This is a genomic window from Streptomyces lichenis (assembly GCF_023218175.1).
GTDB classification, from domain to species: Bacteria; Actinomycetota; Actinomycetes; order Streptomycetales; family Streptomycetaceae; genus Streptomyces; species Streptomyces lichenis.
This window is the reverse complement of the sequence record NZ_JALPTH010000002.1, coordinates 274,462-300,988: the sequence shown is the minus strand read 5'-3', so window position 1 is coordinate 300,988 and position 26,527 is coordinate 274,462. Positions and strand designations below refer to the sequence as shown.

The window sequence follows — 26,527 nt, the reverse complement described above, 5'->3', positions numbered from 1 at the left end:
GTTTCCCAACGCAGCACGGCGTCGCTGCGATCGGACGCGCCCCCGTCGGTGTCAGCGACACGGGTGAGCTTCGCTGCTGTACGGCCGCCAACGCAAGAGGCCCGGACTCTCGTCCGGGCCTCTCAGCTGTGTGCACTCGGCAGGATTCGAACCTGCAACCTTCTGATCCGTAGCTCTAGCCGGATCGGTCAGCGACGGTCATACCGGCCGCTACAAGGCCCGGGAGAAACAGTAGCGGACGGGGGTGGATGCTGAGGTTGCGGTACGGGGGTGCTGTACAGAAGGCCCGCCCGCCACGACAACCTAGGCTTGGCTAAGTCACTGGCAAGGGTCATTTAGCATGACACGGTGACCGGAGCTGACAAATACCCCAAAGGAACGGGTCACCAGATCCCCCTCCACCCCTAAAATTGTCCGCTTATTCCGGAAGGATTTTATCTAGCTTACCCTCGGTAAACTCTACATGCAGAACCACAGGGAGCGAATTAACAAACCCTTCCGCCTCTTGATAGAGACTGAAGACATCGGCCAGCGTCTTGTCAAGCGAGAATGCGGCATAGTTATTATGAACGAGCTGATTCCTCAATGAGCCCATTTCCAGAAATGCAGCTATTGAGCTTTCGAAACGAGGCCTACGGCGGCAAGTCTCAGCCATTTGCCGCTTAAAGTCGGCACCGAAAAGAGACCAGAACTTGCCGGCGTTTCGCTTATCCCAGTCGAATAGAGTATGGTACTGGCGCTTGATTGCTTTCTGATCTACCAGTTCCAGGATCTTTAAATCCCCAGAGTTTGCCCGAACATGTTCACGGATGACATCGCAGACGCGAGACTCAAACTCGCTAGCCGCGGCAAGTAGGAGCACCTTGGGCAGTGTCGCTTGCAGAGTCGCGTGATGAGACACTTGATTGGTCGATCCGAGATAGTCCAGAACGCTTTTTTGATCCTCGTACATTCTTTGAATTAGCGTCACAGGGTGCCCTTCGCCGCCTGGAGCAGCAATGCTTGTGTAATTTCAATGCGCCCGCGGACGTTGGCCGTCTTCGTTGATCCCTCCTGCTGGTATGAAGTGAACGTTTGATTTTTGCCAATTTGTGTTACCCAGTTCGGACTAATGTGCGGCAATTCTTCGCCCTGGTCTCGAAGCATCAACGCCGAAGCGTAGACCGCTTCGAATAGCAAGGGGCTGAACCTCGACGATCCGGCCTTATAGGTATCAGCGGCCGCATTCTCGTTAAGGCGCATGAACCAAGACCACTCCTCCATTGTTTGAGTGATCTTATCCTTTGCGAACACTTTCGACCGCTTGCAGAACCGGTTAACGAATCCGGCCATGGAACCCGCATAGGACTCGGTGCCCTCACGCAGCGCCAAGCTTCGAAGGATGACTTCCATGTCCTTCATGCGCGAGTCCGGCTGCTCGGCATCCAATAGTGCCCTCCAGGTGGGCACCTGATTCATGAGGAATACACTATCGAAGAATTTTGAGTGATATAGGCTTGCTCGGATTTCCTGCGGGTTGAGATTGACACCTCCCGTATTCAGGCGATTGAACATTTCGAACATAGCGGAGTCATCGTCGGCTGGGCTAACCTGCTTAACGATCACATTTCGAATTGTCCGCAGGTCGAGTTGACGGCGATAATCGCCAAGCTTCCCATACGTCAGACCAGAAAATTTGTTCTTCGGCCGCCCCGCTACCGATGGAAGGCTGAGCTTGAAGTTTTCGAACAACTCGTCATCTGCAAGTACGTCGTCCGAAATCCCTCCTTCGGTGTTGAACAAGTTTCGCAGAATAGCCCTCTTATCGTTACGCGGAAACCGCTGCTTAGCGAAAAAGAAAACGGTTAGAAGTCGCTGCTGGCCGTCGATTACAAGAAAGTTGTTTCGGCCTTCCTCGTACAGGAACACCTGTGGTACGGGAAGTCCGAGGATAAGCGACTCGATGAGCTTCGAAGCCCGCTTACGATCCCAGACATAGTTCCGCTGGAAGGGGGGAATCTTGATTGCCCCTTCCTCGATAAAGTTATTGATCGTGAGAGTGTTAAAATCGTTGGGCGATGCAACGATGTCATACTCGTCGATCTGGCCAACGGCTTCCTCCTCCTCCAGCTCCTGAACGTTGAGGCTGCGCAGATCAGTTACCGCTTCAGGCAAGGGGTCCTCCTGTGTTCTGGGGCTCGGCTGCACTCTAGCCGGGCGGGGCATAGAGGGAGGGGGAGAGCGCGAGATAGGACATCAGCTTGACCACCGACCTCGCCTACTGCTCATGTGACTCCCATCCCGTCTGCCGTCGACCCACACGTACGTGGAGCGGGCGCGGTGCCGGGCGTCCAGGTGGAGCGCCCCACTGGACGAACGACCTGGACGCCCGGCACCGCGCCTGCTCGGCTTGTCCTGGGTCGATGGCGGACGGGATGGGAGTCCCCCACCTCAGCCATCCACGCGCCGGCACCCGCATACAAAGCCCCCGCCATCCCGGAGCCTGAGCGCCCCCGCCGGAGGCTTGTCCGTGACGGGTGCACCATCGCCCGGCTCCCCGCCCATCAACCCGAGCCGTAGGCGTGCGGACGGCGGCCGGGCTGGAGCGGGGCGGAGACAGGAGCGCAGGCCCGGACGACGGGCCGCACGCGCCGCGCGTGCGCGGCGGGTGCCTTGATGAAGTAGGGAAACTCCTACCGCGCGGCGATCAGGTGCTTGCCGTCGTGGCTCCGCACGTGGGGCCCGTTGCCGTCCAGGGCGTCGAGGAGGCGGACGGCGTAGACCTCGGCCATGCGGTCGGAGATCTGCTCGGGGGTGAGCCAGGCAACCGCGGTCGACTCCTCCGAGGTGCGCTCGGCGCCGCCGGACGGCTTGCAGCGGAAGACCAGGGCGACGACTCCGCGCACAGTGTTCTTGTACACCCCGGTCAGCTCGTCCACCTCGACCCGGATGCCGGTCTCCTCCCAGACCTCGCGCATCACACCGTCCTCGGGGGACTCGGCGAGTTCGAGCACGCCGCCCGGGAGCTCCCAGGTGCCGTTGTCGGCCCGGCGGATGGCCAGGAGCCGGCCGTCCTCGCGTACGACCGCGCCCGCGACGGACACCGAGTGCAGTGGCGTTGACTGGGTCTCGCGGGCGCTGTTACTCATGTACAGGAGCATAGGAGGAAGAGAAGGACTATGGGAACCGCAGTAGGAGGGGACAGGGCCGTACCCCGGTACTTGCAGATCGCCGAGGAGATCGTCCAGCAGATCCGGGCAGGCGTCCTCAAGCCCGGTGACATGGTGCCGAGTGAGTCGGAGCTGACCGACCGCTACGGCGTCTCCGGCGGCACGATCCGCAAGGCCATGGTGGAGGTGCGCGCGAGCGGCCTGGTGGACACCCGGCACGGCAAGGGCTCGATGGTGAAGGACCGGCCGCCGGTACGGCTGCGCTCCTCCGACCGCTTCCGGCGCTCGCACCGCCGTGGCGGCAAGGCCGCGTACCTCGCCGAGACCGACCAGGCCGGGGCCACCTCCGAGGTGCGGATGCTCTACCGCGGCACCGCCGAGGCGCCCGCCGAGATCGCCGAACGGCTCGGGCTCGACGCCGGCACCCAGGTGCTCGCCCGGCGGCGGCTCTACTTCCGCAACGGCACCCCGGTGGAGACGGCCACCTCCTACATCCCCTGGGACGTGGCCAAGGAGATCCCCGAGCTGCACAACGACAACCCGGGTCCCGGCGGCATCTATGCCCGGTTGGAGGATCACGGGCACGAGTTCGCCGAGTTCATGGAGACGCTCGTCCCTCGGCTGGCCACCAAGGCGGAGTCCTCGGAGCTGGCGCTGAGCCCCGGTGCGCCGGTTGTGCACCTGGTGCGGAACGCGGTGACCACGGAGGGCCGGGTCGTGGAGGTCTGCGACACCCTCATGGCCGCTGACCAGTTCGTTTGGGAGTACCGCATCCCGGCCGTCGACTGACGCTCGCTCAACTCCTCGCAACCCGCCGGGACTTTCTCGCCTCGGCGGGTTGACTCATGTACAGGAGTGCTGCACTCTTCTTCATGTCACTCCTATACATGAGTGACTGAGTCAAGCACTTCTAGAGGAGTGATCCCTGTGCGCCTGATCCCCGTGGACATGAGCGGCGTGACCGTGATGGTGGCCCAGCCGCCCCAGACCAAAATGCGTGACAAGAAGAACGGCGTGGTGGCCGTGGACCCGGAGACCGGCGGCTCGCTGATGACGGTGGACGTGCTGTTCGTCGCCAACGGCAACGCCGAGGTCATCACGGTCACCGCCGCCGAGGCCGACATCTCCGGCGAGCTGGCCACGGGCACCCCGGTCGCGCTGACCGGACTCGTTGCCCGGCCGTGGGAGAACGAGTTCAACGGCCAGAAGCGGCACGGCATCTCCTTCCGCGCCGCCGCCGTCACCTCCCTGGTGAACTGACCGTGTCCGCCGGACAGTTCCTCGCCTGGCTCGGCCTGGTGCTCGTGGTCGCCGGACTCGTCGTCCTGCGGTGGCAGCGCCCGGTCTGGTTCTGGTACGCGGTCGGGGCCCCGGCCAAGCTGGTCAGGGTCCTGGTCACGTACCGCTCGGTCATGGAGGCGTGCGGGCTCACCGAGCCGCCGTCCCGCTTCGGCCTCGTGCTCGCGGCCACCACCAACCGCACCGCCGCCCGCCGGGTGCCCCGGCTGACCCGCATCCGCTTCACCGGCAGCGGACTGGTCCTCCGCATCCGGATGCAACCCGGTCAGGAAGTACGGGACTTCGAGACCGCGACCGAGCGGCTTCGGCACTCCTGGCGCGCGTACGCGGTGCACATCTCGGGGCTCGCCCCCGGTTGGCTCCAAGTGAAGGTGGTCGGATACGACGTGCTGCGGCGGGTCGTCATGCCCAAGGCGCCGCCGCCCGAGCTGCTGCGCGTCCCAGTTGCCCTCCGGTCGGACGGCTCGGCCCATGTCCGAAACTTCCGGACCGTCCCGCATGAGCTGGTCATGGGCGCGACCCTGTCGGGCAAGTCGGTTTACCTGCGCGGCCTGCTGGCCGGTCTCGCCCCGCAGCCCGTCGCCCTGGTCGGGATCGACTGCAAGTGGGGAGTGGAGCTGGCCCCCTTCGCGCCCCGGCTCTCCGCGCTGGCCTGAACTCCGGAGGAAGCGGGCGACCTGCTCGACGTCCTGGTCGAAGAGATGGTGGAGCGGTACGAGCTGATCCGCAGCGTGCAGGGGCTCGGCTCCGGCCCGGCGGAGGTCATCACCTCGGACATCTGGGGCCTGCCGGAGGACATGCGGCCGGCGCCGGTCGTCGTGGTGATCGATGAGGTGGCAGAGCTGTTCCTCACCGCCACCTCCGCCGACGAGAAGCGCCGGGACCAGATGGTCACCCAGCTCATCCGCCTTGCTCAGCTCGGTCAGGCCGCCGCCATCTATCTGGAGGTGTGCGGCCAGCGGTTCGGAGCCGAACTGGGCAAAGGAGCCACGGCACTTCGCGCCTAGCTCACCGGCCGCATCACGCACCGGGTGAACGACGAGACCACGGCCAAGATGGCGCTCGGCGACATCAGCCCGTCCGCCGTGCTCGCCGCCACCGGCATAGCGCCGGAACAGCGCGGGGTCGCCGTCGCCGGGGATTCTTCGGGCGGCTGGTCGCTGGTCCGCAGCCCGCTGACGGAGCTTGCCGACGCGGTCGCCGCCTGCGCCGAACACGCGCACCTGACCCCGGACATCCCCGGCCTCACCGCCTTCCGGCCCGTACCGGCCACGACCGCCTTCGCCCTGGTCCCGGCGGACGCCTCCGCCGCCGACAAGGACTGATCGCCGTGCGCCCCTTGCTCCGCGTGGACGCCGTCCTGGTCCAGGCCGTCATCGCCGGTGCCCTGTCCTTCTCCCACCTGCACGACCTCGCCGAAGCCGCCGGACAGCACGGGTGGAAGGCATGGGCCTACCCGGTCTCGGTGGACCTGCTGCTCGTCGCCGCCTGGCGTCGGCTGCGGTCCCTGCGGGGCACCGGGGCCTCACGCAACGCCGCCTGGTCCTGGTTCGCGGTCGCGCTCGCCGCCTCCCTCGGGGCGAACATCGCCACCGCCGGGCTCCTCGACCTGGGGCACGTCCCCGCCTGGCTGCGCATCCTCGTCGCCGGGTGGCCGGCACTCGCCTTCCTCGGCGGCGCCCTCCTCGTCCACGCGCCGCCGGAGCCCCGGGAGCCGGAGCCCGTCCCGGCCGCCGTGGCTGAGGACCCGGGCCCCCAGCTCGTACGCGAGGAGATGCCCGAGCCCCGGACTTCCCCGCCGCCCGAGCTGCTGCCGTCCGCTCCCCTTGCGCCGCCCTCCGACGCCCCGGCCGTACCGGATGCCTCGCCGTCCGTCCCGCCCGCCCTGGTGGCCCACGCCCGGAAGCTCGCCGACTCGCACCGCTCGGCGACCGGCCGTGACATCGACGCCGACACCCTGCGCTCCCGGCTCGGCGTCCCCGCTCCGATGGCCGACGCCATCGCCGCCCAACTCGCCTGAGAGGAGGTGACACCCATGCGCCGCAACCGCTTCTGGGACCTCGACCGCATCGGCCCCGTCCAGATCGGCACCCACCGCGACCGCCACGGCCGCGAGGCCCACGCCGCCGCCTGCACCGCCCCCGGCTGCAACTGGTCCGCCGACTACCACAACCGCCCCGCCGCCGAACTCGCCGCCCGTACCCACCGCTGCAACCCCCGCTGACCACCGAGGAGAACCGCGTCATGGACGTACCGCTCTGGCTCGCCCTGATCGCCGTCGGTGCCCTCGGCGTCAAGCTCGTCCGCCCGCCCTGGTGGCTCGTCGCCGTGCTCCTCCTCGGCGGCTACCTCCTCGCGGACAGCCTGTTCGCCCCGGTCATCGACCAGCTCGCCAAGTGACTCGGAAGGAGAAACCCGTGTTCAAGCCGCAGTACCCGACGCCGGACACCTACACCCCGACCGCCCTCCCGCAGGCCCCGGCCGCGCTCGACCGGACCGCCGCACCGGCGCCCGCTCCCGCGCACCGCCCCGGCCTGGTCGACCTGGCCCAGCGCAACCCGGCCGCCGCCGTCGTCGGGGTCGTCGTCACCGGCGTCGTGCTCACCTCCACGCTGCTCGCCGTCGCCATCACCGGCCTGGCGCTCGCCATCAGCGGCACCGTCCTCCTGGCGCTCGTCCGCATGCTCCGCCAGGACTTTCGTCGTTGACCGGCCTCCGGGCGGTGCCACAAGCCGCCAAGCATCGCCACCGCCCGGACGGCCACTCCACCCCTTCCAACCGCGACCGAAGGAAACCCGCCGTGGACACCTACGCACTCGCCTTATCGCTGCCGCTGATCGGCTGGGCCGCCCACTTCGGCGTCCTCGCCCACCGGCTCGCCGCCGCCCGCCGCGACCCGCTGACCGGCCTGCGCACCCGCGCCGGATGGACCGCGCTCGCCGAACGGGCCGTCCGCCGCCACCGCGAGGCCGTCGTCCTCCTGGTCGACCTAGACGACTTCAAGCAGACCAACGACCTCCACGGCCACGCCGCCGGAGACGCCGTCCTCACCGCCACCGCCGCCCGCCTCACCGCCTGGTGCGGCCGGTACGGAGCCGCGGGCCGCCTGGGCGGAGACGAGTTCACCGCCGTCGTACGGGACATCCGCCGTACCCCTGGCCTAGCCGAACTGCGCCGTGCACTCGGCGAATCGTTCCTTCACGACGGCCGCGCGCTGCCGGTCTCCGCCTCGGTCGGCGTGTGCCGCCTGGCCGAACTGCCGGTCCGCAGCCTCACCGACGCGCTCTCCGCCGCCGACGCCGCCATGTACGCGGCCAAGGGCTCGGCCGGCCGACGCGGGCCGCGCCACCTCGCTCACTGACCGGCCTCCGGGCGGCGCACAAGCCGCCAAGCATCGCCGCCGCCCGGACGGTCCGGCCCCTTCCAACCGCAATCGAAAGGACTCCCATCATGGCCCAGCACAGCCTTGCCCGCTCACGGGTCTGCGGTGACTGCGACGGCTTCCCCGTCGTCCACATCACCACCGGCACCGCCACCCCGGACGGCCAGCGCCGTACCGTCTCCGCCACCTGCCCGACCTGCCACGGCACCGGCCACCGCCCGGCGACCCCGCGCACCTCGGTGGAGGTGACCGTCTGATGGGGTTCTTCAGCCGCCGCTATCCCGACGACTACGACCACCAGGAAGTGTGCGACCGCGCCAAGCGCGAGGTTGCCCAGGAACGGCAGATCAGGGAAGCCCACAAGAAGCACGACTTCCTGCGCCCCGAGCCGCCCAAGGCCCGCGGAAGGAACCTGAGCGGCCCGACCAGCAACGACGCCAGCACCCCCCAGGGAAGGCGGCGCTGGTGACCCACTCCGCGACCCTCGCGGGCCTGGACCCGGCCACCCTCGGCGACACTCTGCGGGTGGCCGGGTCCCCCGGCTTCGACCGCTGGCGCGACCAGGTGCGCCGGACCGGCGGCTGCGCCAACCCGGTCCACCTGGCGGGCTGGACGGTCACCCGGGACAAGGCCAGCGGCGAGATCCTGCACCGCTACTCCACCGACACCGAACCCGGCGGACGGCTCCGTGTCGCCTGCGGCAACCGCCGCGCCTCGCGCTGCCCGGCCTGCGCCTGGCTCTACGCCGCCGACACCTACCACCTGATCCGCGCCGGACTGGCGGGCGACGAGACCAAGGAGGTACCCGCGACCGTCCGGGACCACCCCCGGGTCTTCGCCACCCTCACCGCCCCGTCCTTCGGACCCGTCCACAACCAGCCGAACACGGGCCGCTGCCGCTGCGGCGCCCACCACCAGGCGGACGGCGACCTCCTCGGCACACCGCTCGACCCGGATCGCTACGACTACGCCGCCGCCGTGCTGTTCAACAACCACGCCGGGGACCTGTGGCAGCGCTTCACCAACCGGCTGCGCCGGGAGATCGCCGCCCGCGCCGGGCTCACCCAGCGGGCATTGAAGGAGTCGGCTCGGGTCTCGTACGGCAAGGTCGCCGAGTTCCAGAAGCGCGGGGCCGTGCATTTCCATGCCGTCGTCCGCCTCGACGGGCCCGACGGCCATGACTCCCCGCCCCCGTCATGGGCCTCGGTGCAGCTGCTCACCGAGTCCATCCGGGCCGCCGCCGTCCACACCTACACGACCGTCACCGTCCCGGCCGCCGGCGGCCAACCCGCCCGCGCCCTGCGCTGGGGTACCCAGCTCGACATCCGCCCCGTCCGCGCCTTCGACGCCGGCACCGACATCACCGAACAGGCCGTCGCCTCCTACGTCGCCAAGTACGCGACCAAGGCCGCCGAGACCACCGGCTCCGTGGACCGTCGCATCGGCAACCGCGAGGCCCTGGTCCTCCTCGACGTGCCCGACCACCCGCGCCGCCTCATCGAAGCCTGCTTCGACCTGGACGCCGCCTATCCGGACCGGCGGCTGCGGGCCTGGGCTCACATGCTCGGCTTCCGGGGCCACTTCTCCACCAAGTCCCGCCGCTACTCCACCACCCTCGGGGCCCTGCGCCAGGTCCGCGTCGACTACCGGGCCGCCCAGCAGCGCGCCGAACTCGGCCTCCCGGACGCCGACCAGGACCCGACCGTCCTCGTCCTGGCCGACTGGCGGTACGCCGGGCAAGGCCATACCCCCGGCGAATCCGTCCTTGCCGCCTCCATCGCACGGGACCTCCGGCTCAACCGCGAGGCCGCCCGCGAAGCCCTGCACGACCTACCCGCCCCCGCACCGGAAGGAGCCGCAGCATGATCAACAATGTGATCCAGCCGAAGTGGCACAGCACCGCCGAGGTCGCCGGCATGCTCGGCTTCGGCCTGTCCAAGACCAAGATGCTGGTGCTCACCGGGGAGATCCGCTCGGTGAAGATCGGCCGCCACCGCCGCATCCTCCCGGCCTGGGTGGACGAGTACGTCCAGGGCGTCATCGCCGACGCGGAAGGGCTCGCGGCATGAGCGGCAAGCGCGGCAACGGCGAGGGCTCCATCTACTCGTACAAGAACGGCTACGCGGCCTACGTCTGGGTGACCAAGCCGGACGGCAAGCGAGCCCGGAAGTACGCGTACGGCAAGACCCGCGAGGAGGTGCACGGGAAGTGGCTCGCGCTTCACGCCGCCGCCAAGAAGGGGCCCGTGGCCACCCGGCACCGCACGGTCGCCGCCTTCCTCGGGTACTGGCTGGACACGATCGTGAAGCCCAACCTGGCCCCGCTGTCGTACGTCTCGTACGAGGGGTACGTGCGGCTCTACATCGCTCCACACCTGGGCAGGAAGCGGCTCGACAAGCTGACCGTCCGGGACGTGCGGGAGTGGCTGACCGTGCTGGCCGAGGTCTGCCAGTGCTGCGCCCAGGGGAAGGACGCCAAGCGGGACGCCAGTCGTCGCCGGTGCTGCGCGGCCGGGGAGTGCTGCGAGTCCTTCCCGTCCCGCCGGGTGGTCCAGGGGGCCCGGGACGCTCTGCGGGCCGCGCTCACCCATGCGGTCACCGAGGAGGAGATCGGCCGGAACGTCGCCTCGCTGGTGAAGGTGCCCAAGCCCCGGCGCCGTCGCGTCAAGCCGTGGTCCGCATCCGAGGCCGGCCGGTTCCTCGCGGATGCCGCCGCCCGGGACGACCGCCTGTTCGCGGCCTGGGTGCTCGTGCTCTGCCTCGGCCTGCGACGCGGTGAGGTCCTGGGGCTCACCTGGGAGTCGGTGAACTTCGAGACCGGCGAGCTGTACGTGGACCACCAGATCCAGCGGGCCGGTCGGCAACTGCTCCACCGGGAGACCAAGACCGAGGACTCGGACGACTTCCTGCCGCTGCCGTCGCTCTGCTTGAAGGCCCTCCGGATGCGCCGCGCCCAGCAGCTCGGCGACCGGAACGCGGCCGGGGAGCTGTGGCAGGACAGCCGCGGGCTGGTCTTCACGACCAAGTACGGGACCCCGATCGAGCCCGGGAACCTGACCCGGATGTTCGCGCTGCGGTCCCGCCGCGCCGGGCTCCGGGTGATCCCGCTGCGAAACACCCGACACACCTGCGGCTCGCTCCTGGTCGCGCTCCAGGTCCACCCGAAGGTGGCCCAGCGCATCCTCCGCCACTCGCAGATCGCCATGACCATGGAGGTGTACGCGGAGGCGAGCGAGGAGGAGGTGCGAGCGGCGATCGGCAAGCTGTCCGATGCCGTGGGCGGCACCACCGGCTGATGCCGATCAGCACGGTTGCTGTACTTCGCTGCTGTACGGCCGCCAACGCAAGAGGCCCGGACTCTCGTCCGGGCCTCTCAGCTGTGTGCACTCGGCAGGATTCGAACCTGCAACCTTCTGATCCGTAGTCAGATGCTCTATCCGTTAAGCTACGAGTGCTTGTGCTTCCCGGGCTTTTCGTCCCGGTCGGCGTTGCGAGAACAACATTACATGACCGGCGGCGGGACGCGAAATCCATTACCCGGACCGGTGCTGACCTGGGCAAACTCCCCAGACGATCTTCCAGGCGCCCACCCGGGGCCGTTGGCCCGAAGCCGTCGGCACGGCGGCGCTCCGGGGGCGGAAACGACCGAAGCCCCGGCCGTGGGGCCGGGGCTTCGGGTGGTGCTGCGGAGGCGGAGGGATTTGAACCCTCGATGGGCTTTAAGACCCAAACCGCATTAGCAGTGCGGCGCCATAGACCGGACTAGGCGACGCCTCCAGTGCGCGCACCCGCGCGGAGCGAGTGGTGCGTGCAGATGATGACACAGCCACGGGGGGTGCCACCAATCGATCCCTACGGTACTAGGCGGCCCCGGGGCGGGGCAAAGCGTCAGCGGGTGCGCAACGCCGTCGCCGGTGGCGCGTTAACGGGGTGAGCGAAGGTCCGGCCTCCGGCCGGGCCGCCCCCGGCTTCCGCACTCCTGGAGAACGCATGCTGCGTCGCCTCTTCCTCACCTCCGCCGCCTCCCTCGCCGTACTGGGCGCCGCCGCGCCCGGTGCCGTCGCCCTGGACACGCCGCTGCCGCTGCCGCTGCTGGCGGGGCCGGACAAGCTGACCATCACCATCGCCGACTCGGGCTACTCCACAGCGAACGGCACCTTCGAGCTGGAGTGCGACACGCGCAGCGCCGTCGGGACGCACCCGCGGGCGAAGAGCGCGTGCGCCCGGCTGGACGAGCTGGCCGCGCAGGACAGGGACCCGTTCGCGCCGGTCGCCGAGGGCACGATGTGCACCATGCAGCACGGCGGGCCCGCCACCGCGCACATCACCGGCACCTGGCGCGGCAAGGACGTGGACGCCCGGTTCTCGCGGACGGACGGCTGCGAGATCGCCCGCTGGGACGCGCTGAAGCCGGTACTGCCGAAGGTCCGGTCGTAGTCCTCACCACGGTTCGTCCGAGGCCCGCCTCCTCGCCTCACCCCGGCCCCCGCTGTGGGCTCGCCCCGCGCCCGGCCTGCGCATATGCCCGCGGCCGGGGCGGGGCCACGGCAGCCTCGTACAAGATCATCGTTCGCGACCCCCCACACAACCGCCGTCGGGCCCCCATCGGCTGCCCTTAGACTCCTTGTGCAGTGACAGGCCGAGCGGGAGGAAGCGTCGTCGTGAGCAGCAGGCCATCCCGAGGCGCTGCTCGCCTCGCAGCCATACTCGACGCGCTGCCGGACGGGCTCGTACTCGTCAACTGCAACGGCACGGTCGTCAACGCCAACACCATCGCGCTGGAGATGTTCGAGGCGCCGGGCACCGCCCTGGTCGGGCGGGGTCTGCTCGATCTGCTGCCGGCGTTCGACTCCCGGCTGATCCCCGGCTCGATGCGCCGGCCCGAGGCCGCGGACGCCCGCAGGCGGACCAAGCCGGCCAGGATGGTGGCGCGGCGGACCGACGGCGGCGAGTTCCCGGTCGAGGTGACCAGCGCGAGCCTGGAGGACGGGCGCGAGGCGTACGACCCGTACAGCGCCGGCGCGGGCTCCTCGTTCACCGGTGACGAGCTGCTGATGCTCGTGGTGCGCGACCTGTCCGGGACCATCGACACCGAGGCCGAACTGGCCCGGTCCCAGCGGCAGACCGAGATGATCCTGCGCGCCGCCGCCGAGGGCGTCGTCGGCACCGACACCGACGGCCGGGTGGTGCTGGTCAACCCGGCCGCCGCCCAGATCCTCGGTTGGCGCGCCAGCGACCTCGGCGGCAAGGAACTGCACACGCTGATGCTGCACTCCCGCGCGGACGGCGAGCCGTTCCCGTACGAGGAGTCGCCGCTGGCCGACACCCTGCGCTCCGGCCGCAAGCACCGGGTGCGCGGGCAGGTGGTGTGGGCGAAGGACGGTTCCCCGGTGCCGGTGGACCTGACCACCGCGCCGGTACGCGACGGGGACCAGCTCGTCGGCGCGGTGATGACCTTCACCGACCGCCGCCCGTACGAGGAACTGGTCGCCCAGCACGAGACCCAGGTCGCCGAGGTCGAGGCGCGGATCGCCGAGCTGACCGAGCGGCACACCGCCGAACTCGCCGAACTGGCCGAGCGGCATGTCACCGAGGTGGCCGACCGCAGTGAGCGGGACGCCGTGGAACGGGAGCGGCGCGAGGAGGCGTACGCGGCGCTCGCCGCCCGGCACACCCAGCTGACCGCCGTCCTCGGCGCCTCGCTGCGCGGCCCGCTGGAGGAACTGCGGGGCGAGCTCGGCACCCTGGCCGCCGACCCGGCCGGACAGTTGTGGCCGGAGGCCAACCAGGTTCTTCACCACCTCGCCGCCGGGTACGCCCGGATGACCACGCTCGTCGACAACGTGCTGGGCTACCAGCGCCTGGACGCCGGTGCCGAGCCGCTGCGCAAGGGCGTGGCCCTGCTCGACGGGGTCGTCGCCGCGGGTGTCGAGGGCGCGGTGGAGCTGATCGGGCCCGGCCGGGTGCAGTTCGCCGTGCACGCCCCGCCGATCGAGGCGGTGGTGGACGGGGCCCGCCTCTCCACGGCACTCGCGCATCTGATCGCGGACGTGGCCGGCGTCGACTCGACCGGACGGACCCGCCAGGTGGCGGCGGGCGGCTACGCCGACTCGACCATCGTGGTGGCCGCCGCCCAGCGCGGGGACGTGGTGCGGATCGAGGTCCGTGGACCGTACGCGGGCGGTGACCCGGTGCACGAGCCGATCGTGTGCGGCGTCGTCCGGGCGCACGGCGGAGTGGTCCAGAGCCATGAGGTCCCCGGGATGCCCGGCAGCGCGTTCGTGCTGGAGGTGCCCCTCGGCGAGGTCGACCGGGCCCGGGACGGATACGCGGGCGGAGCGGCGTTCGCGGCGGCGGGGGCCTTGCTGCCCGCCCAGCAGAACGGCGAGCGGGATGCCCCCGGCCGCCGGGGCGGCAGCATCCCGGGCAGCCGGGACGGTCGGGGCAGTGGGGACGGTCGGGGCGGTCGGGATGCCCTGGGCGGTCCCGAGTCTTTGGGCGGTCTGGATTCCTTGGGCGGTCCGGCTTCTTCGGGCGGTCTGGCTTCTTTGAGCGGTCCGGATTCTTTCGGCGGTCAGGGCGGGGACACGGCCGGTGGCGGCGGGGTGGCTCCGGCGGCGGGTACGGCCGGTGGGACCGACGGCGGTACGAGCGGTGGGGGGCGCCGGCGGGCGCGGCGGTCTTCCACGGACGCCTTCCTGGAGAGCCCGGTACGCACCGAGGATCCGGTGGCCGCGGAGCCGACCGGTCGTCGTCGTGCCCGTGCGGACGAGGCCGCGGCCGTGGGCGGAGCCGGGCCCGACCCGGTGGCGGCCGCGATGGTGCCGGCTGCCCCCACCGGGCGGCGGCGCGGACGTCCCAGCCCGGCCGAGGGCGCGGTCCTGACCGCCGCCGAGAGCGCCCAGGGCAGGCCCGCCCTGGGTGAGACGGTGCCGCCGCAGGGCGTGCCCGCCGACGCGGCGACGCCCGTCCACCCCTCCGGGCGGCGGGCCCGACGCGACGGGGAGCCCGCCGCGCTGCCCGCGCTCCCGGCCGCCCCGGTCGCGGGTGGGCCGGCCGATCGTGCCGAGGAGCCGACCGGCCGACGGGCCCGGCGCGCACTGGGCCCCGCCCAGGAACGGGCGGCCACGGCCGAGGCCGGCTCCTCCGACGCCGCTGCCCCGCGCAGCCCCTTCGCCCTGCCGCCGGCCGACGCCGACCGCCGGGCCCCCGCCGACGCCATCCAGGCGGACCCGTCCCCCGTCACGTCTGTGTCCGGTGTGTCCGGCGTGCCCGGCTCCGACGAGGAGCAGACCCGGCACGACTCGGCGGACGCGGAGCACGGGCCGGGCTCGCTGCCGACGGGGCCCCACCCGTACCAGCGGAACGGAGCCCAGCAGTCGGCCCAGGCCCACCCGGCGCCTGACCCGGCCCCCGGCCCCGATGCGGCTTCGGCGCCCACCGGGCGGCGGCGCGCGGTGGGCGAGGGTGTCTCGCGGACCGCGGACGCGGCCGGCGGACCGGCGGCGAACGGCGCGGCGCCGGAGGCGGGCAGCACGGCGGCGGACGCCGGAACGGGTGGCGGCACCGGCTCCGTACCGCTGCCTCCCGAGGCACCGGCCGGCACCGCTGCCGATCCCGGCGGGCCCGTGCCTTCCGGTCGGCCCGCCCCGGCCCGGCGGAGCCTCGCGGAGCAGCCCGCCGGCCAGTCGCCCCCGGCCTCGGCCTCGACTCAGGATCCGTCGCAGTCCACCCAGGGACGGGCGTTCAACGTGCGCACCCTCGGCCAGGGCGTGCCCTTCACCCAGCAGACGGACGGTCAGACGGCTACGGGCGGTCAGCCGGTGGTCGGGCAGCAGGCGGTCCGCCCGGGAGCCACCGGCACCGGCACCGGCACCGGCACCGGCACCGGCACCGGGGAAGGGTCCGCGGGGCCGCAGGCCGCTGGGCAGCAGGCCGCCGCGGGACAGGATGCCTCGTCCGGGTCGGGGCGGCGGCGCAAGCTGGCGACACCGCCGGAGGAGGACCCGGCGCCCGTGCTGGAGGCCGCCGCGGCGGCGCGGCCGCATCCGCAGCCGCAGCCCCGGCTCGCCTCGTCCACCGGTGGACGGGCGTACGAGATCGGCGCGCCCGACCAGGACGCCGCCGAGGGGCCGGAGCTTCTGGACGGGCCGGGCGGTGCGGTCGAGGTCGCCAACGAGCCGACACCGCAGCCGGTGGACGACGAGCTGCCGCCGGAGCCGCTGGACAACCCGCGTCGGCTGCTGGTGTGGCCCGCGCCGGATGTCTCGACGCAGGAGGCGCTCAGCGAGCGGGGCTACCGCCCGGTGATCGTGCACTCCCGCGAGGAGGTGGACGCCCAGATCGCCGCGTTCCCGGCGGCGCTGTTCGTCGACCCGCTGACCGGGCCCATCACCCGTACCGCGCTCCAGTCACTGCGGCAGGCCGCGGTGGCGGCGGAGGTGCCGGTACTGCTCGCGGCAGGGCTGGGGCAGGCGACCCGGGAGGCCGCGTACGGCGCCGATCCGGCCGTTCTGCTCAAGGCGCTGGCGCCCCGGGACAGCGAGCAGCACCCCTCCCGCGTCCTGCTCATCGAGGAGCAGGACGAGATCGCCCTCGCGCTGACGGCGTCGCTGGAGCGGCGCGGGATGCAGGTGGCGCGGGCGGCGACGGACAGCGAGGCGGTCACGCTCGCCGCGCAGACCCGGCCCAACCTGGTCGTGATGGATCTGATGCAGGTACGCCGGCGGCGGGCCGGGATCATCGACTGGCTGCGGGCCAACGGGCAGCTCAACCGCACCCCGCTGGTCGTCTACACCTCGGCCAGCCTCCAGGAGGCGGAGCTGCCCAAGCTGTCGTCGGGCGAGACCGTGCTCTTCCTCGCGGAGCGCTCGACCAGCGGCGAGGTGCAGGCGCGGATCGTGGACCTGCTGGCCAAGATCGGCACCAACTGACGGAGCCCGGCGGCGGGAGACGGGCGGAGTCGGGCGGCGTGAGGCGGACGGCGTCGGGCGGGATGTTTCACGTGAAACATCCCGCCCGACGCACTGCTGTGCCGCTCCGATTAGTCCACGGCGGTGCGGGTCACAGCTCGGTGATGTCGAGCGCGCCCTCCGCGTACTGCCGGCGGATGACCTTCTTGTCGAACTTGCCGACACTGGTCTTCGGGACCGTCGGGACGATGGTCCAGCGCTCGGGCAGCTGCCACTTGGCGATCGACTCCCCGAGGAAGGCCCGCAGCTCCGCATAGTCGGTGGTGGCGCCCTCCTTGAGGACGACGGTGGCGAGCGGGCGCTCGCCCCACTTCTCGTCCGGCACGGCGACGACCGCGGCCTCGGCCACATCGGGGTGGGCCATCAGCGCGTTCTCCAGCTCCACGCTGGAGATCCACTCCCCACCGGACTTGATGACGTCCTTGGCCCGGTCGGTGAGGGTGAGGAAGCCGTCCGGGCTGATGGTGCCGACGTCACCGGTCTTCAGCCAGCCGTCGGGGCTGAACTTGTCCTCGGGGCGCAGTGGTTCGGCGTCCGGGCCGCCGTAGTAGGCGGCAGCGATCCACGGACCGCGTACCTCCAGTTCACCGGCGGACTCGCCGTCCCACGGCATGATGTCGCCGCCGGGCCCGGTCAGCCGCGCCTCGACACCGGCCGGGAAGCGGCCCTGGGTGAGCCGGTAGGGCCACTCCTCCTCGGCGGTGAGCCCGGCCGGCGGATTGGCCATGGTGCCCAGCGGGGACGTCTCCGTCATGCCCCAGGCATGGCAGAGGCGGACGCCGAGCTTGTCGTACGCCTCCATGAGGGAGGGCGGACAGGCGGAGCCGCCGATGGTGACCCGGTCCAGGGAGGTCAGGTCACGGGGGTTGGCGGTGACCTCGGCGAGCAGCCCCTGCCAGATGGTGGGAACGGCGGCGGCGTGCGTCGGGCGCTCCCGCTCGATCATCTCGGCGAGCGGCGCCGGCTGGAGGAAGCGGTCGGGCATCAGCATATGGACGCCGGCCATGAAGGTGGAGTGCGGCAGCCCCCAGGCGTTCACATGGAACTGCGGGACGACGACCAGGCTGGTGTCCCGGTCGGTCAGCCCCATCGACTCGGTCATGTTCACCTGCATGGAGTGCAGATAGATCGAGCGGTGGGAGTAGACCACGCCCTTGGGGTCTCCGGTGGTGCCGGAGGTGTAGCACATGGCGGCGGGCGCCCGCTCGTCCAGCTCGGGCCAGTCGTACCGGGTGGGGCGGCCCGCGATCAGCTCCTCGTAGTCATGGACGGCCGGCGCGACCCCGTCCAGGGCGGAGCGGTCACCCGGACCGGCGACGATGACGTGCTCGACGCGCGGGAGGTGCGGGAGCAGCGGGACGAGGAGCGGCAGCAGGCTGCCGTTGACCAGGATGATCCGGTCGGCGGCGTGGTTGACGATGTAGGCGAGCTGCTCGGGCGGCAGCCGCAGGTTCAGGGTGTGCAGCACGGCGCCCATGGAGGGGATGGCGAGGTACGCCTCGACATGCTCGGCGTTGTTCCACATCAGCGTGCCCGCCGGCTGGCCCTCGTCGACGCCCAGCTCCCGCAGCGCGTGCGCCAGCTGGGCGGCCCGCTCGCCGATCTCGGCGAAGGTGCGCCGATGCGGCTCCGGCTCCCCGGTCCAGGTGGTGACGGTGGAGCGGCCGTGGATCGTCGACCCGTGGGCCAGAATCCGTGAGATCAGCAGCGGTACGTCTTGCATCGTGCTGTGCAGCAACAGAGCCTCCCGACATGCGCGCCATTACGCGGGGATGAAGTTCCGGCGATTGTGCGCACATACCACGTGGTATGTCACTACCCGGCTACCCGGAAGTAGGAGCCTCGCGGCGAGGGGCGTGGAGGGTGGCCGGGTCAGCGGGCCGGGGCGAGCTCCGGGTCCTCGCGGAGCTTGCCGAGCGCCCGGGACACCGCGCTCTTGACGGTGCCGACCGAGACACCGAGCACCTCGGCCGTCTGCGCCTCGCTGAGGTCCTCGTAGTACCGCAGCACCACCATGGCCCGCTGCCGGGTCGGCAGCCGTTCCACGGCGCGCCACATCGCGTCGCGCAGCGCCTGCTGCTCCGCCGGGTCGGCCGCGGGCGGCCCCAGCGGCTCGGGCAGCTCGTCGCAGACGTACTCGTCGACCCGGCGCTTGCGCCACTGCGAGGTACGCGTGTTGATCAGGGCGCGGCGCACGTACCCGTCGAGCGCCCGGTGGTCCTCGATGCGGTCCCAGGCGACGTAGGTCTTGGCGAGCGCGGTCTGGAGCAGGTCCTCGGCGTCGCACGGATTGGCCGTCAGCGACCGGGCGGTGCGCAGCAGCACGGGGCCTCGGGCCCGTACGTACGAGGTGAACGACGGGTAGGAGGAGACGTGCGCGGCGGCGGCCGTGGAGGCGCCGGCGCAGACGGGCCCGGGAGTCGCGGTCATGGGCCCACGCTAGGCGCGGGTATGACGCCCCCGTATCGCCCGGAGGTCCCGACCGCGGGTCCCCCTCAGGTCGGAGCGGTGGGGCCCTCCCCACCACCTGGAGGTGGAGGACGGCGCCTCGGCAGTCAGGGTCCGGGGCGGTGACATGGGCCTCGACGGGGTGGCGGCGAGGGTGCCGGCGGGGCGTGGGTGGGGGGCGTCGGCGGGGCGGTGGCCGGGGGGGCGAGGGCGCCGGCGGGGCATCGGTGGGGGCGCCGGCGGGGTGCTCGCGCGGGCACGCGGGCGGCCCGTGCGCCGGTACCGGGGTACCGTCGCACGGGCCGTCGCTGTGACCACGTCTCCGCCTGTCGCTCTTCCGCTTCTCTTCTGCTCCTCTTCCGCTCCTCTCCGTCCGCCTGTCGCCGTTCGGTCCCTGGCCGTCCCTGGTGGGCGTCCGGGCCTCCGGGCCTCCCTGTCCGGCCCGTGGCGGGCCGGTGCGGAGGCTCGGCGCCGGGGCCCGGCCTACCAGAGGTTGGTGAAGTAGATCGTGGTGTTGTCCTGGTCGATGACCGTGAAGGCCGACCCGTTCACACTGGCGGTGTTGTTCTGGTTGGAGGCTCCGGTTCCGGTGGCGACCTGCTGCGTGGTGGTCGAGTTGCCCTCGTTGTCGTCACCGACACCGCTGCCAATGATCGATCCCACCGACGCGTTCGATCCGTCGTCCGCGAAGCTGCCGTTGTCGGCCGTCGCCACTCCCGCGAAGAGGCCCAGGGCCAGCGGCAGGGCGGCAGCGGCGACGATCACGCGGGCGGTACGGATGCTTGCCATGTCGTTTCTCCTCCAAGGCACCGATACGGCGGTGCAAGTGCGGCTGTTTCCTGGGGAGTTGACCGTCTCCCCGAGTCCTTCGCGACGTCGTGATCCAAGAGTTGCCCACCGAATCCCCGGCGAACCAGACATGACCGGCCGATTCGCTCGCAAGCGTGAGGACAAGTCGATAAACCTCCTCACGGTGACTTCCGGGAGGAAACGACGGGCCGAAAGGGGCACACCGGGGGCGCGGCCAAGGACGGCAAGAGGAGAAGCGTTTCGGCATTACCACCGACCGGCCCGCCGGAGTCGGGTGTCGGGCGGCCCCGGCCCGTGCGGAGCCCTACGGAGCCGTACGCAGGTTCGAGTGCGGTCGGGGAGGCGTGTCTACAGTGCGCGCATGAGCACACACTCGTACCTCTCCGAACTGTTCTCGCTCGACGGACGGACCGCGCTGGTGACCGGTGGCAGCTCGGGCATCGGCCGGGCCATCGCGACCGCTCTCGCCCGGGCGGGGGCGCGGACCGTGCTCATGGCCCGCGGCAAGGAGGAGCTGGCCGCCACGGCCGACGCCCTGACCGCGGAGGGCTGCCAGGTGGGATGGGTGAGCGCCGACCTCAGCACCCGCCCCGGGGTGCACGCGGCGGCCGAGGAGGCGGTCGCACTCGTCGGCGAGCCGGACATCCTGGTCAACTCCGCCGGGATCAACCTGCGTCCGCCGATGGACGAGCTCGACGAGGAAGTCTGGGACCGCACCATGGCGGTCAACCTCACCGCCCCGTACCTGCTCGGCCGGCGCTTCGGCCCGGGCATGGCCGAGCGCGGCTACGGCCGGATCATCCACATCAGCTCCCAGCAGGCCCACCGGGCCTTCGTGCGGAGTGGCGCCTACGGCGTCTCCAAGGGCGGTCTGGAGTCGCTGGCCCGCTCGCAGGCCGAGGCCTGGTCCTCCGCCGGCGTCACCTGCAACACGCTGGTCCCCGGCTTCGTCCTGACCCGGCTGAACGCCCGCCTGGCCGGCGACCCGGCGACGGTCGACGCCCTCGCCGCCCGCACCATGGTCGGCCGCAACGGCCTCCCCGAGGACTTCGCGAGCGCCGCCGTCTTCCTGGCCGGCCCGGGCTCGGGCTATGTGACCGGACAGTCGATCTTCGTGGACGGCGGCTTCTCGGTGCACTGACCCGTCGCCGCCCGGCAGGGGCTCGGGGACCCGGGCGCTTCCTCACGCGCGGGACGGGGCGAACGCCGAAGGGGTGCCACCGGATCGGTGGCACCCCTTCTGACCAGCATGTGAGCTGACTGCTGCTGCGGTGGGTGTGGGATTTGAACCCACGGTGACTCGCGCCACGACGGTTTTCAAGACCGTTCCCTTAGGCCGCTCGGGCAACCCACCCATGCCCCTCGGCAGCGACCCGCGAGTGATCGACCATGAGGCGGCTACAGCCTACCGGTTGGCGGTCAGCGGTCGCCCTTGCGCTGGTCGAGGGTGACCTCGACGGTGTCGGACTTGCCGGAGCGCTGGTAGGTGAGGGAGACCTTGTCGCCGGGCTTATACGTCCAGATCTCGCTGATCAGGGTCGGGCCGCTGTCGATGGTGCGGTCGCCGAACTTGGTGATCACGTCGCCGGGCTTGAGGCCCGCCTTGGCCGCCGGGCCGTTCGGGGTGACCGCGGCGGAGTCGCCCTCGCCGTCGTCGGCGATGCGGGCACCGCCGCCGCCCCCGTCGGTGGTCATGTTCACGGTGGCACCGATCAGCGGGTAGACCGGCTGGCCCTCCTTGATCAGCTGCCGCGCCACCGTCTGGGCCTGGTTGACCGGGATGGCGAAGCCCAGGCCGACCGAGCCCGCCTGGGACTGGCCGAGACCGCCGCCGCCCGGGGACTGGATCGCCGAGTTGATGCCGATCACCGCGCCGCGCGCGTCCAGCAGCGGGCCGCCGGAGTTGCCCGGGTTGATGGAGGCGTCGGTCTGCAGGGCGCTCATGTACGAGCTGGCGCCGCCCCCACCGTCGCCCGAGGCGACCGGGCGGTCCTTGGCGGAGACGATCCCGGTGGTGACCGTGTTGGACAGGCCGAACGGCGCGCCGATCGCGATCGTCGAGTCGCCGACCGCCACCCGGTCGGAGTTGCCCAGCGGCAGCGGGGTGAGGCCCGAGGGCGCCTGGCGCAGCTTCAGCACCGCGACGTCGTAGCCCTCGGCCCGGCCGACGACCTGGGCCTCGTACGACTTGCCGTTGGAGAACGTCGCCCGCAGCTTGCCGCCCTCGGCCGCCGAGGCGACCACGTGGTTGTTGGTGAGGATGTGGCCTTCCTTGTCGAAGACGAAGCCGGTGCCGGTGCCGCCCTCGCCCTCCGCGCCGCCGGAGCCGCCCGACTTGGCCTCGATGGTGACGACGCTCGGCAGCGCCTTGTTCGCCACGGCCGCGACCGTGCCCGGGTCGCGCTTGAAGCTGCCCGGCGCGTCGCCCGCGGCCACCGTGGTGGAGCTGATGCCGCCCCGCTCCGCCGCCCAGTAGCCGATGCCGCCGCCCACGCCGCCCGCGACCAGCGCGGCGATCAGCACGGCGGCGACCAGGCCGCCGGAGCGCTTGCGCCCGGCCGGCTGATCCGCTCCCGGCGGGACCGGGGCACCCCAGACCGGGGTGGCGGGCGGCGGCGGGGGCCAGCCGCCTGCCAGAGTGCCGGTGTTCTGCCCGTACGGGGTCGGGGTCGGGGTGTTGTAGGAAGGTGCGCTCGCGTGGGCGGGCGGGTTCTCGTATGGGGACGAGCCGCCGGGGCCGACCGGTTCGCCCGTACCGCCGTACGGCGGCGTCGACGGGGCGTGTGCCGGGGGCGGGGGCGGGGCCTGGTGCGGCCGGTCCGATGCTGCCGGGCCCTCGGCGGAGGCGGGGGCGGCGCCCTGGTGCCCCGGGGCAGGGGAGGGGGAGGTGGAGGGCGGCACGGGAGGGTCCGACGGGGCGGGCGGGACCGCGTTGCCCTCGTTCTCGGTGCTCACAGCTCGTTCTCCTCGGGGTTCCACGGGTTCCACGGCACGTCGTCTTCCGGGCGCCTGCCCTGCCTGGGGACGGGCACTCCCGGCCCCGGCTCCGGCGGACGGTGGTGCGGCCGGTGCGCCGGGAGGCACGAAGGACTCGTCGCCTTGTGTGCTGTCAGCTTTTCCCACCGCCCGTCAGGCCACTGTAAGCCGGAGCTGTGCATCTTCCGCCCATCCTTTACTACGGACAAATCGGGCGCCTGGTGGAGGGGCCACCGGAGGGCCCACCGGGGACCCCGCCGGGGACCCGTCCTCGCGGGGCGGAGAGCCTGCCGGGAATCCCTCCTCGCGGGGCGGAGGGCCCGCCCGGTGGGGGCGGCGACCGGCGATGGCACCATGGCGCGGTGACCCACGCACGGCAGCACACCATCCAGGTCGTCGCGCACCGGGGCGCCTCCGAGGACGCGCCCGAGCACACCCTGGCCGCCTATGTGAAGGCCATCGAGGACGGCGCGGACGGGCTCGAATGCGACGTCCGGCTCACCGCGGACGGCCATCTGGTCTGCGTACACGACCGTCGCGTCAACCGCACCTCGAACGGCCGGGGCGCCGTCTCCACGCTGGAGCTGGCCGACCTCGCCCAGCTGGACTTCGGCGCCTGGAAGGACCCGCACGAGAGCCCGGACTGGGGCGACCCGGAGTACACCTCCGTACTGACCCTGGAGCGGCTGCTCGCGCTCGTCGCCGACGCCGGGCGCCGGATCGAGCTGGCCGTCGAGACCAAGCACCCCACCCGCTGGGCGGGCCAGGTCGAGCAGCGGCTGGTCCAGCAGCTCGAACGCTTCGGCCTGACCCGGCCGCCCACCGGCAGCACCTCCCCCGTGCGGGTCATGAGCTTCTCGGCCCGCTCGCTGCACCGGGTGGCCGCCGCGGCCCCGCAGATCCCGACCGTGTACCTGATGCAGTTCGTCTCGCCCCGCCGGATGCGTGACGGGCGGCTGCCCGCCGGGGCCCGGATCGCCGGCCCCTCCATCCGTACCGTCCGCAACCACCCCTCCTATGTCGAACGCCTCCACCAGGCCGGCCACCGGGTCCATGTGTGGACGGTCGACGACCCCGCGGACGTCGAACTGTGCGCGGAACTCGGCGTCGAGGCGATCATCACCAATCGCCCCCGCCAGGTGCTCTCCCAGCTCGGCCGCGCCTGAGCGGACACCGGACCGCGGGTGTGGACGGCGGTACTCCGCCCGGCCGGAACGCGGGATTCCGAAGCCTGGGCGTAACCGCCGGTAGCGGCCGTCCGACAAGGGCGGGAAGGGCGGATACGCCGGAGTGCGGCAGCACACAGCGGGCGTCGGTTTCCGGTCCAGTCCATTGGGGCATCCACCGAGTGGCGTGGGGCAAAGGAGGTCTCGGGGGTGGCGTTCGTGGTGGCACAGGAAGTGCCGGCGTCGTCGAGCATGGCCGTACCCCACGGTCCTGCCGGCGTGGGTGCGGCGAGGCGCCGCATGCGGGAGGAGTTGGCCCTGGGCGGCGTGACTCCCTCGGTCGTCGACGACGCGGTACTGGTCCTTTCCGAACTGCTCAGCAACTCCTGCCGGCACGGCAGGCCGCTGGGGCACAGGGAAGTCGGCGACGGCGACGTGCGCGCCGCCTGGGGGGTGGACGAACGGGGGGCGCTCACCGTCGAGGTGACGGACGGGGGCGGTCCGACCCGGCCGGTTCCGGCCACGCCCTCGGTGACCGCGCGCGGCGGCCGGGGGCTGAACATCATCGACGCCCTCGCCCGGCGCTGGGGGGTACGGGACGACTCCTCCGGTGAGGTCACCGTCTGGGTGATCCTCGACGGCGGGCACCGGCGCGAGGACTTCGCTACGCGCGTCACCGGACCGCTCACCGCCCCCGGCCTCGACTTCCTCGACGCCTACGGGGACGGCGGCTTCGGGGACGGGGGCCATGGCGACGGTGGCCACGGGGGCAGGGGCCACGGGGGCGGGTGACGGCCCCTCGTCCGACGGCGGCGACCGGGTGGCGGTCGCGGGGTCCCGCGCGGTGGCCCTGGCCCGCCCGGGCGGCCGGGGCGGCTAGGCTCGCGCCCGACACAGCACCGCCGCACCGCCGTTACGGGAGTAGCCACACCATGGCCAAGAAGCGACCCCAGACCAAGGCCGCGAGGCCTCAGCCGCAGCTGACGGACGGGGAGATTCCGGTCGTCGGGGCCCGCGAGCCCTGCCCCTGCAACTCGGGCCGCCGCTACAAGGCCTGCCACGGCCGGGCCGCGGCCCACGCGGTGACCGAGCTGGTCCAGCGCCCCTTCGAGGGGCTGCCGGGGGAGTGCGACTGGGTCGCGCTGCGCGAGCTGGTGCCCGCGGCGACCGCCCCGCTGCACCTCAAGGACGGGCTGCCCGAGGGTGTTCCGTCGGTGACCCTGGCGACCGTGCTGCCAATGGCCTGGCCGGCGCTGCGCCGCGACGACGGCTCGGTGCTGCTGGCCCTGCAGAACGACACCTCGTCCGGGGACCTCAGCCGCGACCTCGCCGACACCCTCCAGCGGGCGCTGACCGCGCAGCCCGGCTCCCCGGTGGCCGCCCAGCGGGTGCCGGCCGAGGGCCCGCGCCTCCAGGACCTGCTGGACACCTCCGCCGGGTTCGAGCCGGTCGTGCACACGGGCTTCGAGTTCTGGGTGCCGGAGTCCGCCGAGGGCGCCTCCGCCGAGGTGTCGGCCTCGCTGGAGCGGGCCAACGAGGCGGCCATCCCGACCGTCAAGCTGCCCGGCGTGGACGCCGCGTACTGGTGCGAGACGCCGGAGAAGAACCATCTGCGGTGGGTCATGCCGCACCCCGAGGAGCAGCTGCTCGACGCGCTCGCCCGGCTGCACGCGGCCGGCACCTCCTCGCTCGGCGAGTCCACCCGGCTGGTCGGTTCCTTCCGGGCGCACGGGCTGATGGTCCCGGTGTGGGACCTGCCGTCCGCGATGAGCGCGAAGGAGTGCGAGCAGCCGGCCGCCGAGTTCGCCGAGCGGCTGGCCGGGGCGCTCGCCGCCGACGCCCCGCTGACCGCCGACGAGCGCCGCGCCCGCAGCGGCCTGACCAACCGCCAGGTGACCCTGAGCTGAGGCCTCGACACCCGCCGGGGGCTGGGCGGCCGGGGGCCGACGCAGCGCCCCGACGCGGGTACGGGGCCGACTGCGGACGTCGCGTACGGGCACGGGGCGCCGGTTTGCGGTACGGGGCCTGGAAGCGGGACCGCGTACGAGAACGGCTGCCGGTGTCGCGTACGGGCGCGGGCACCGGGCCCGCGTACGTACGGAGGCAGCGCCCGGCTCTCCGAGGCGGCGCGCCGACCACGGCGCTCAGGCCCCACCGACCGGTGGCCTGCGTCACCGCATCCCCACCGACCGGTCGCCCACGCCGCCGCACCCCCACCGAGCGGTCGCCCACGCCGCCGCATCCCCGCCGACCGGTGTCCTCCGCCGCGACATCCCGGTCGGTCGGTGACTTCGGCCACGACTCCCTACCTGTCGGACAAATTTGT

Annotated in this window: 25 protein-coding genes, 3 tRNA genes and 1 pseudogene; 19 read left to right on the top strand and 10 right to left on the bottom strand. The window is 71.8% G+C overall.

Annotation, left to right across the window (positions count from 1 at the left end; genetic code table 11):
* Positions 1-418: 418 nt before the first annotated feature.
* The 3 genes from M1O15_RS03050 to M1O15_RS03040 form a co-directional block, all read right to left on the bottom strand.
* Complete coding sequence (locus M1O15_RS03050) at positions 419-952, bottom strand: HEPN domain-containing protein (protein ID WP_248631586.1); 534 nt, start codon at positions 950-952, stop codon at positions 419-421.
* Positions 953-966: 14 nt separating this feature from the next.
* Positions 967-2,154, bottom strand: coding sequence for a GmrSD restriction endonuclease domain-containing protein (locus M1O15_RS03045; RefSeq protein ID WP_248631585.1), 1,188 nt, complete (start codon positions 2,152-2,154; stop codon positions 967-969).
* A 518-nt stretch (positions 2,155-2,672) separates the two neighbouring features.
* Positions 2,673-3,140 (bottom strand): NUDIX hydrolase, encoded by a 468-nt coding sequence (locus M1O15_RS03040; RefSeq protein WP_248631584.1) that lies wholly within the window; start codon positions 3,138-3,140, stop codon positions 2,673-2,675.
* Between the two features lie 18 nt (positions 3,141-3,158).
* Between M1O15_RS03040 and M1O15_RS03035 the strand changes: the two genes are divergently transcribed.
* The 13 genes and pseudogenes from M1O15_RS03035 (at position 3,159) to M1O15_RS02975 (ending at position 11,125) form a co-directional block, all read left to right on the top strand.
* Complete coding sequence (locus M1O15_RS03035) at positions 3,159-3,938, top strand: GntR family transcriptional regulator (RefSeq protein ID WP_248631583.1); 780 nt, start codon at positions 3,159-3,161, stop codon at positions 3,936-3,938.
* Positions 3,939-4,076: 138 nt separating this feature from the next.
* Positions 4,077-4,409: an SCO3933 family regulatory protein gene (locus M1O15_RS03030; RefSeq protein ID WP_248631582.1), complete on the top strand. Its 333-nt coding sequence runs from the start codon at positions 4,077-4,079 to the stop codon at positions 4,407-4,409.
* Positions 4,406-5,773: pseudogene (locus M1O15_RS03025) on the top strand (FtsK/SpoIIIE domain-containing protein). Before M1O15_RS03030 ends, M1O15_RS03025 begins: the two are co-directional and overlap by 4 nt.
* A gap of 5 nt (positions 5,774-5,778) precedes the next feature.
* Complete coding sequence (locus M1O15_RS03020; RefSeq protein WP_248631581.1) at positions 5,779-6,468, top strand: DUF2637 domain-containing protein; 690 nt, start codon at positions 5,779-5,781, stop codon at positions 6,466-6,468.
* A 15-nt stretch (positions 6,469-6,483) separates the two neighbouring features.
* Entirely contained in the window at positions 6,484-6,672 is a 189-nt protein-coding gene (locus tag M1O15_RS03015; protein WP_248631580.1) for a mobile element transfer protein, read from the top strand.
* Positions 6,673-6,692: 20 nt separating this feature from the next.
* Positions 6,693-6,848, top strand: coding sequence for a hypothetical protein (locus M1O15_RS03010; protein WP_248631579.1), 156 nt, complete (start codon positions 6,693-6,695; stop codon positions 6,846-6,848).
* A 17-nt stretch (positions 6,849-6,865) separates the two neighbouring features.
* The gene (locus M1O15_RS03005) at positions 6,866-7,156 is read left to right on the top strand and encodes a SpdD protein (RefSeq protein ID WP_248631578.1); all 291 of its coding nucleotides are present in this window, start codon (positions 6,866-6,868) and stop codon (positions 7,154-7,156) included.
* 92 nt (positions 7,157-7,248) lie between these two features.
* Entirely contained in the window at positions 7,249-7,809 is a 561-nt protein-coding gene (locus M1O15_RS03000) for a GGDEF domain-containing protein (RefSeq protein WP_248631577.1), read from the top strand.
* Positions 7,810-7,898: 89 nt separating this feature from the next.
* Positions 7,899-8,087 carry a hypothetical protein gene (locus M1O15_RS02995; protein WP_248631576.1) on the top strand — a complete coding sequence of 63 codons (189 nt, stop codon included), beginning with the start codon at positions 7,899-7,901 and terminating at the stop codon, positions 8,085-8,087.
* Entirely contained in the window at positions 8,087-8,299 is a 213-nt protein-coding gene (locus M1O15_RS02990; RefSeq protein ID WP_248631575.1) for a hypothetical protein, read from the top strand. The genes M1O15_RS02995 and M1O15_RS02990 overlap by 1 nt, the downstream gene beginning before the upstream one ends.
* Entirely contained in the window at positions 8,296-9,696 is a 1,401-nt protein-coding gene (repSA, locus tag M1O15_RS02985) for a replication initiator protein RepSA (protein WP_248631574.1), read from the top strand. The genes M1O15_RS02990 and repSA overlap by 4 nt, the downstream gene beginning before the upstream one ends.
* Positions 9,693-9,899 (top strand): excisionase family DNA-binding protein, encoded by a 207-nt coding sequence (locus M1O15_RS02980; protein WP_248631573.1) that lies wholly within the window; start codon positions 9,693-9,695, stop codon positions 9,897-9,899. The genes repSA and M1O15_RS02980 overlap by 4 nt, the downstream gene beginning before the upstream one ends.
* Positions 9,896-11,125, top strand: a complete 1,230-nt coding sequence (locus M1O15_RS02975; RefSeq protein ID WP_248631572.1) for a site-specific integrase — start codon at positions 9,896-9,898, stop codon at positions 11,123-11,125. Before M1O15_RS02980 ends, M1O15_RS02975 begins: the two co-directional genes overlap by 4 nt.
* A gap of 86 nt (positions 11,126-11,211) precedes the next feature.
* On the opposite strand, the gene M1O15_RS02970 is transcribed toward M1O15_RS02975, so the two are convergent.
* Positions 11,212-11,284 (bottom strand) — tRNA-Arg (locus M1O15_RS02970).
* 231 nt (positions 11,285-11,515) lie between these two features.
* A tRNA-Ser gene (locus tag M1O15_RS02965) sits at positions 11,516-11,606 on the bottom strand.
* 213 nt (positions 11,607-11,819) lie between these two features.
* Between M1O15_RS02965 and M1O15_RS02960 the strand changes: the two genes are divergently transcribed.
* Together M1O15_RS02960 and M1O15_RS02955 are read left to right on the top strand one after the other, a co-directional pair.
* Positions 11,820-12,266, top strand: a complete 447-nt coding sequence (locus tag M1O15_RS02960; RefSeq protein WP_248631571.1) for an SSI family serine proteinase inhibitor — start codon at positions 11,820-11,822, stop codon at positions 12,264-12,266.
* A 224-nt stretch (positions 12,267-12,490) separates the two neighbouring features.
* Positions 12,491-16,762: a PAS domain-containing protein gene (locus M1O15_RS02955; RefSeq protein WP_248631570.1), complete on the top strand. Its 4,272-nt coding sequence runs from the start codon at positions 12,491-12,493 to the stop codon at positions 16,760-16,762.
* 130 nt (positions 16,763-16,892) lie between these two features.
* Here M1O15_RS02955 and M1O15_RS02950 read toward each other — a convergent pair whose 3' ends face one another.
* From M1O15_RS02950 to M1O15_RS02940, 3 genes are all read right to left on the bottom strand, one after another.
* On the bottom strand, positions 16,893-18,536 hold the full coding sequence (locus tag M1O15_RS02950; protein ID WP_248631701.1) for a long-chain fatty acid--CoA ligase: 1,644 nt from the start codon (positions 18,534-18,536) through the stop codon (positions 16,893-16,895).
* Between the two features lie 137 nt (positions 18,537-18,673).
* Positions 18,674-19,231, bottom strand: a complete 558-nt coding sequence (locus tag M1O15_RS02945; RefSeq protein WP_248631569.1) for a SigE family RNA polymerase sigma factor — start codon at positions 19,229-19,231, stop codon at positions 18,674-18,676.
* Positions 19,232-19,732: 501 nt separating this feature from the next.
* Entirely contained in the window at positions 19,733-20,038 is a 306-nt protein-coding gene (locus tag M1O15_RS02940) for a hypothetical protein (RefSeq protein WP_248631568.1), read from the bottom strand.
* Between the two features lie 382 nt (positions 20,039-20,420).
* Between M1O15_RS02940 and M1O15_RS02935 the strand changes: the two genes are divergently transcribed.
* Positions 20,421-21,200: an SDR family NAD(P)-dependent oxidoreductase gene (locus M1O15_RS02935; protein ID WP_248631567.1), complete on the top strand. Its 780-nt coding sequence runs from the start codon at positions 20,421-20,423 to the stop codon at positions 21,198-21,200.
* Positions 21,201-21,328: 128 nt separating this feature from the next.
* On the opposite strand, the gene M1O15_RS02930 is transcribed toward M1O15_RS02935, so the two are convergent.
* Positions 21,329-21,413, bottom strand: a tRNA-Ser gene (locus M1O15_RS02930).
* A gap of 65 nt (positions 21,414-21,478) precedes the next feature.
* A complete protein-coding gene (locus M1O15_RS02925) occupies positions 21,479-23,014 on the bottom strand; it encodes a S1C family serine protease (RefSeq protein ID WP_248631566.1) in 1,536 nt (511 codons plus the stop codon).
* A gap of 383 nt (positions 23,015-23,397) precedes the next feature.
* On the opposite strand from M1O15_RS02925, the gene M1O15_RS02920 reads away from it, so the two are divergent.
* From M1O15_RS02920 to M1O15_RS02910, 3 genes are all read left to right on the top strand, one after another.
* Entirely contained in the window at positions 23,398-24,201 is an 804-nt protein-coding gene (locus tag M1O15_RS02920; protein ID WP_248631565.1) for a glycerophosphodiester phosphodiesterase, read from the top strand.
* Between the two features lie 114 nt (positions 24,202-24,315).
* The gene (locus M1O15_RS02915) at positions 24,316-24,993 is read left to right on the top strand and encodes an ATP-binding protein (protein WP_248631700.1); all 678 of its coding nucleotides are present in this window, start codon (positions 24,316-24,318) and stop codon (positions 24,991-24,993) included.
* Between the two features lie 140 nt (positions 24,994-25,133).
* Positions 25,134-26,108, top strand: coding sequence for a DUF5926 family protein (locus M1O15_RS02910; RefSeq protein ID WP_248631564.1), 975 nt, complete (start codon positions 25,134-25,136; stop codon positions 26,106-26,108).
* The last annotated feature ends 419 nt before the right edge of the window (positions 26,109-26,527 follow it).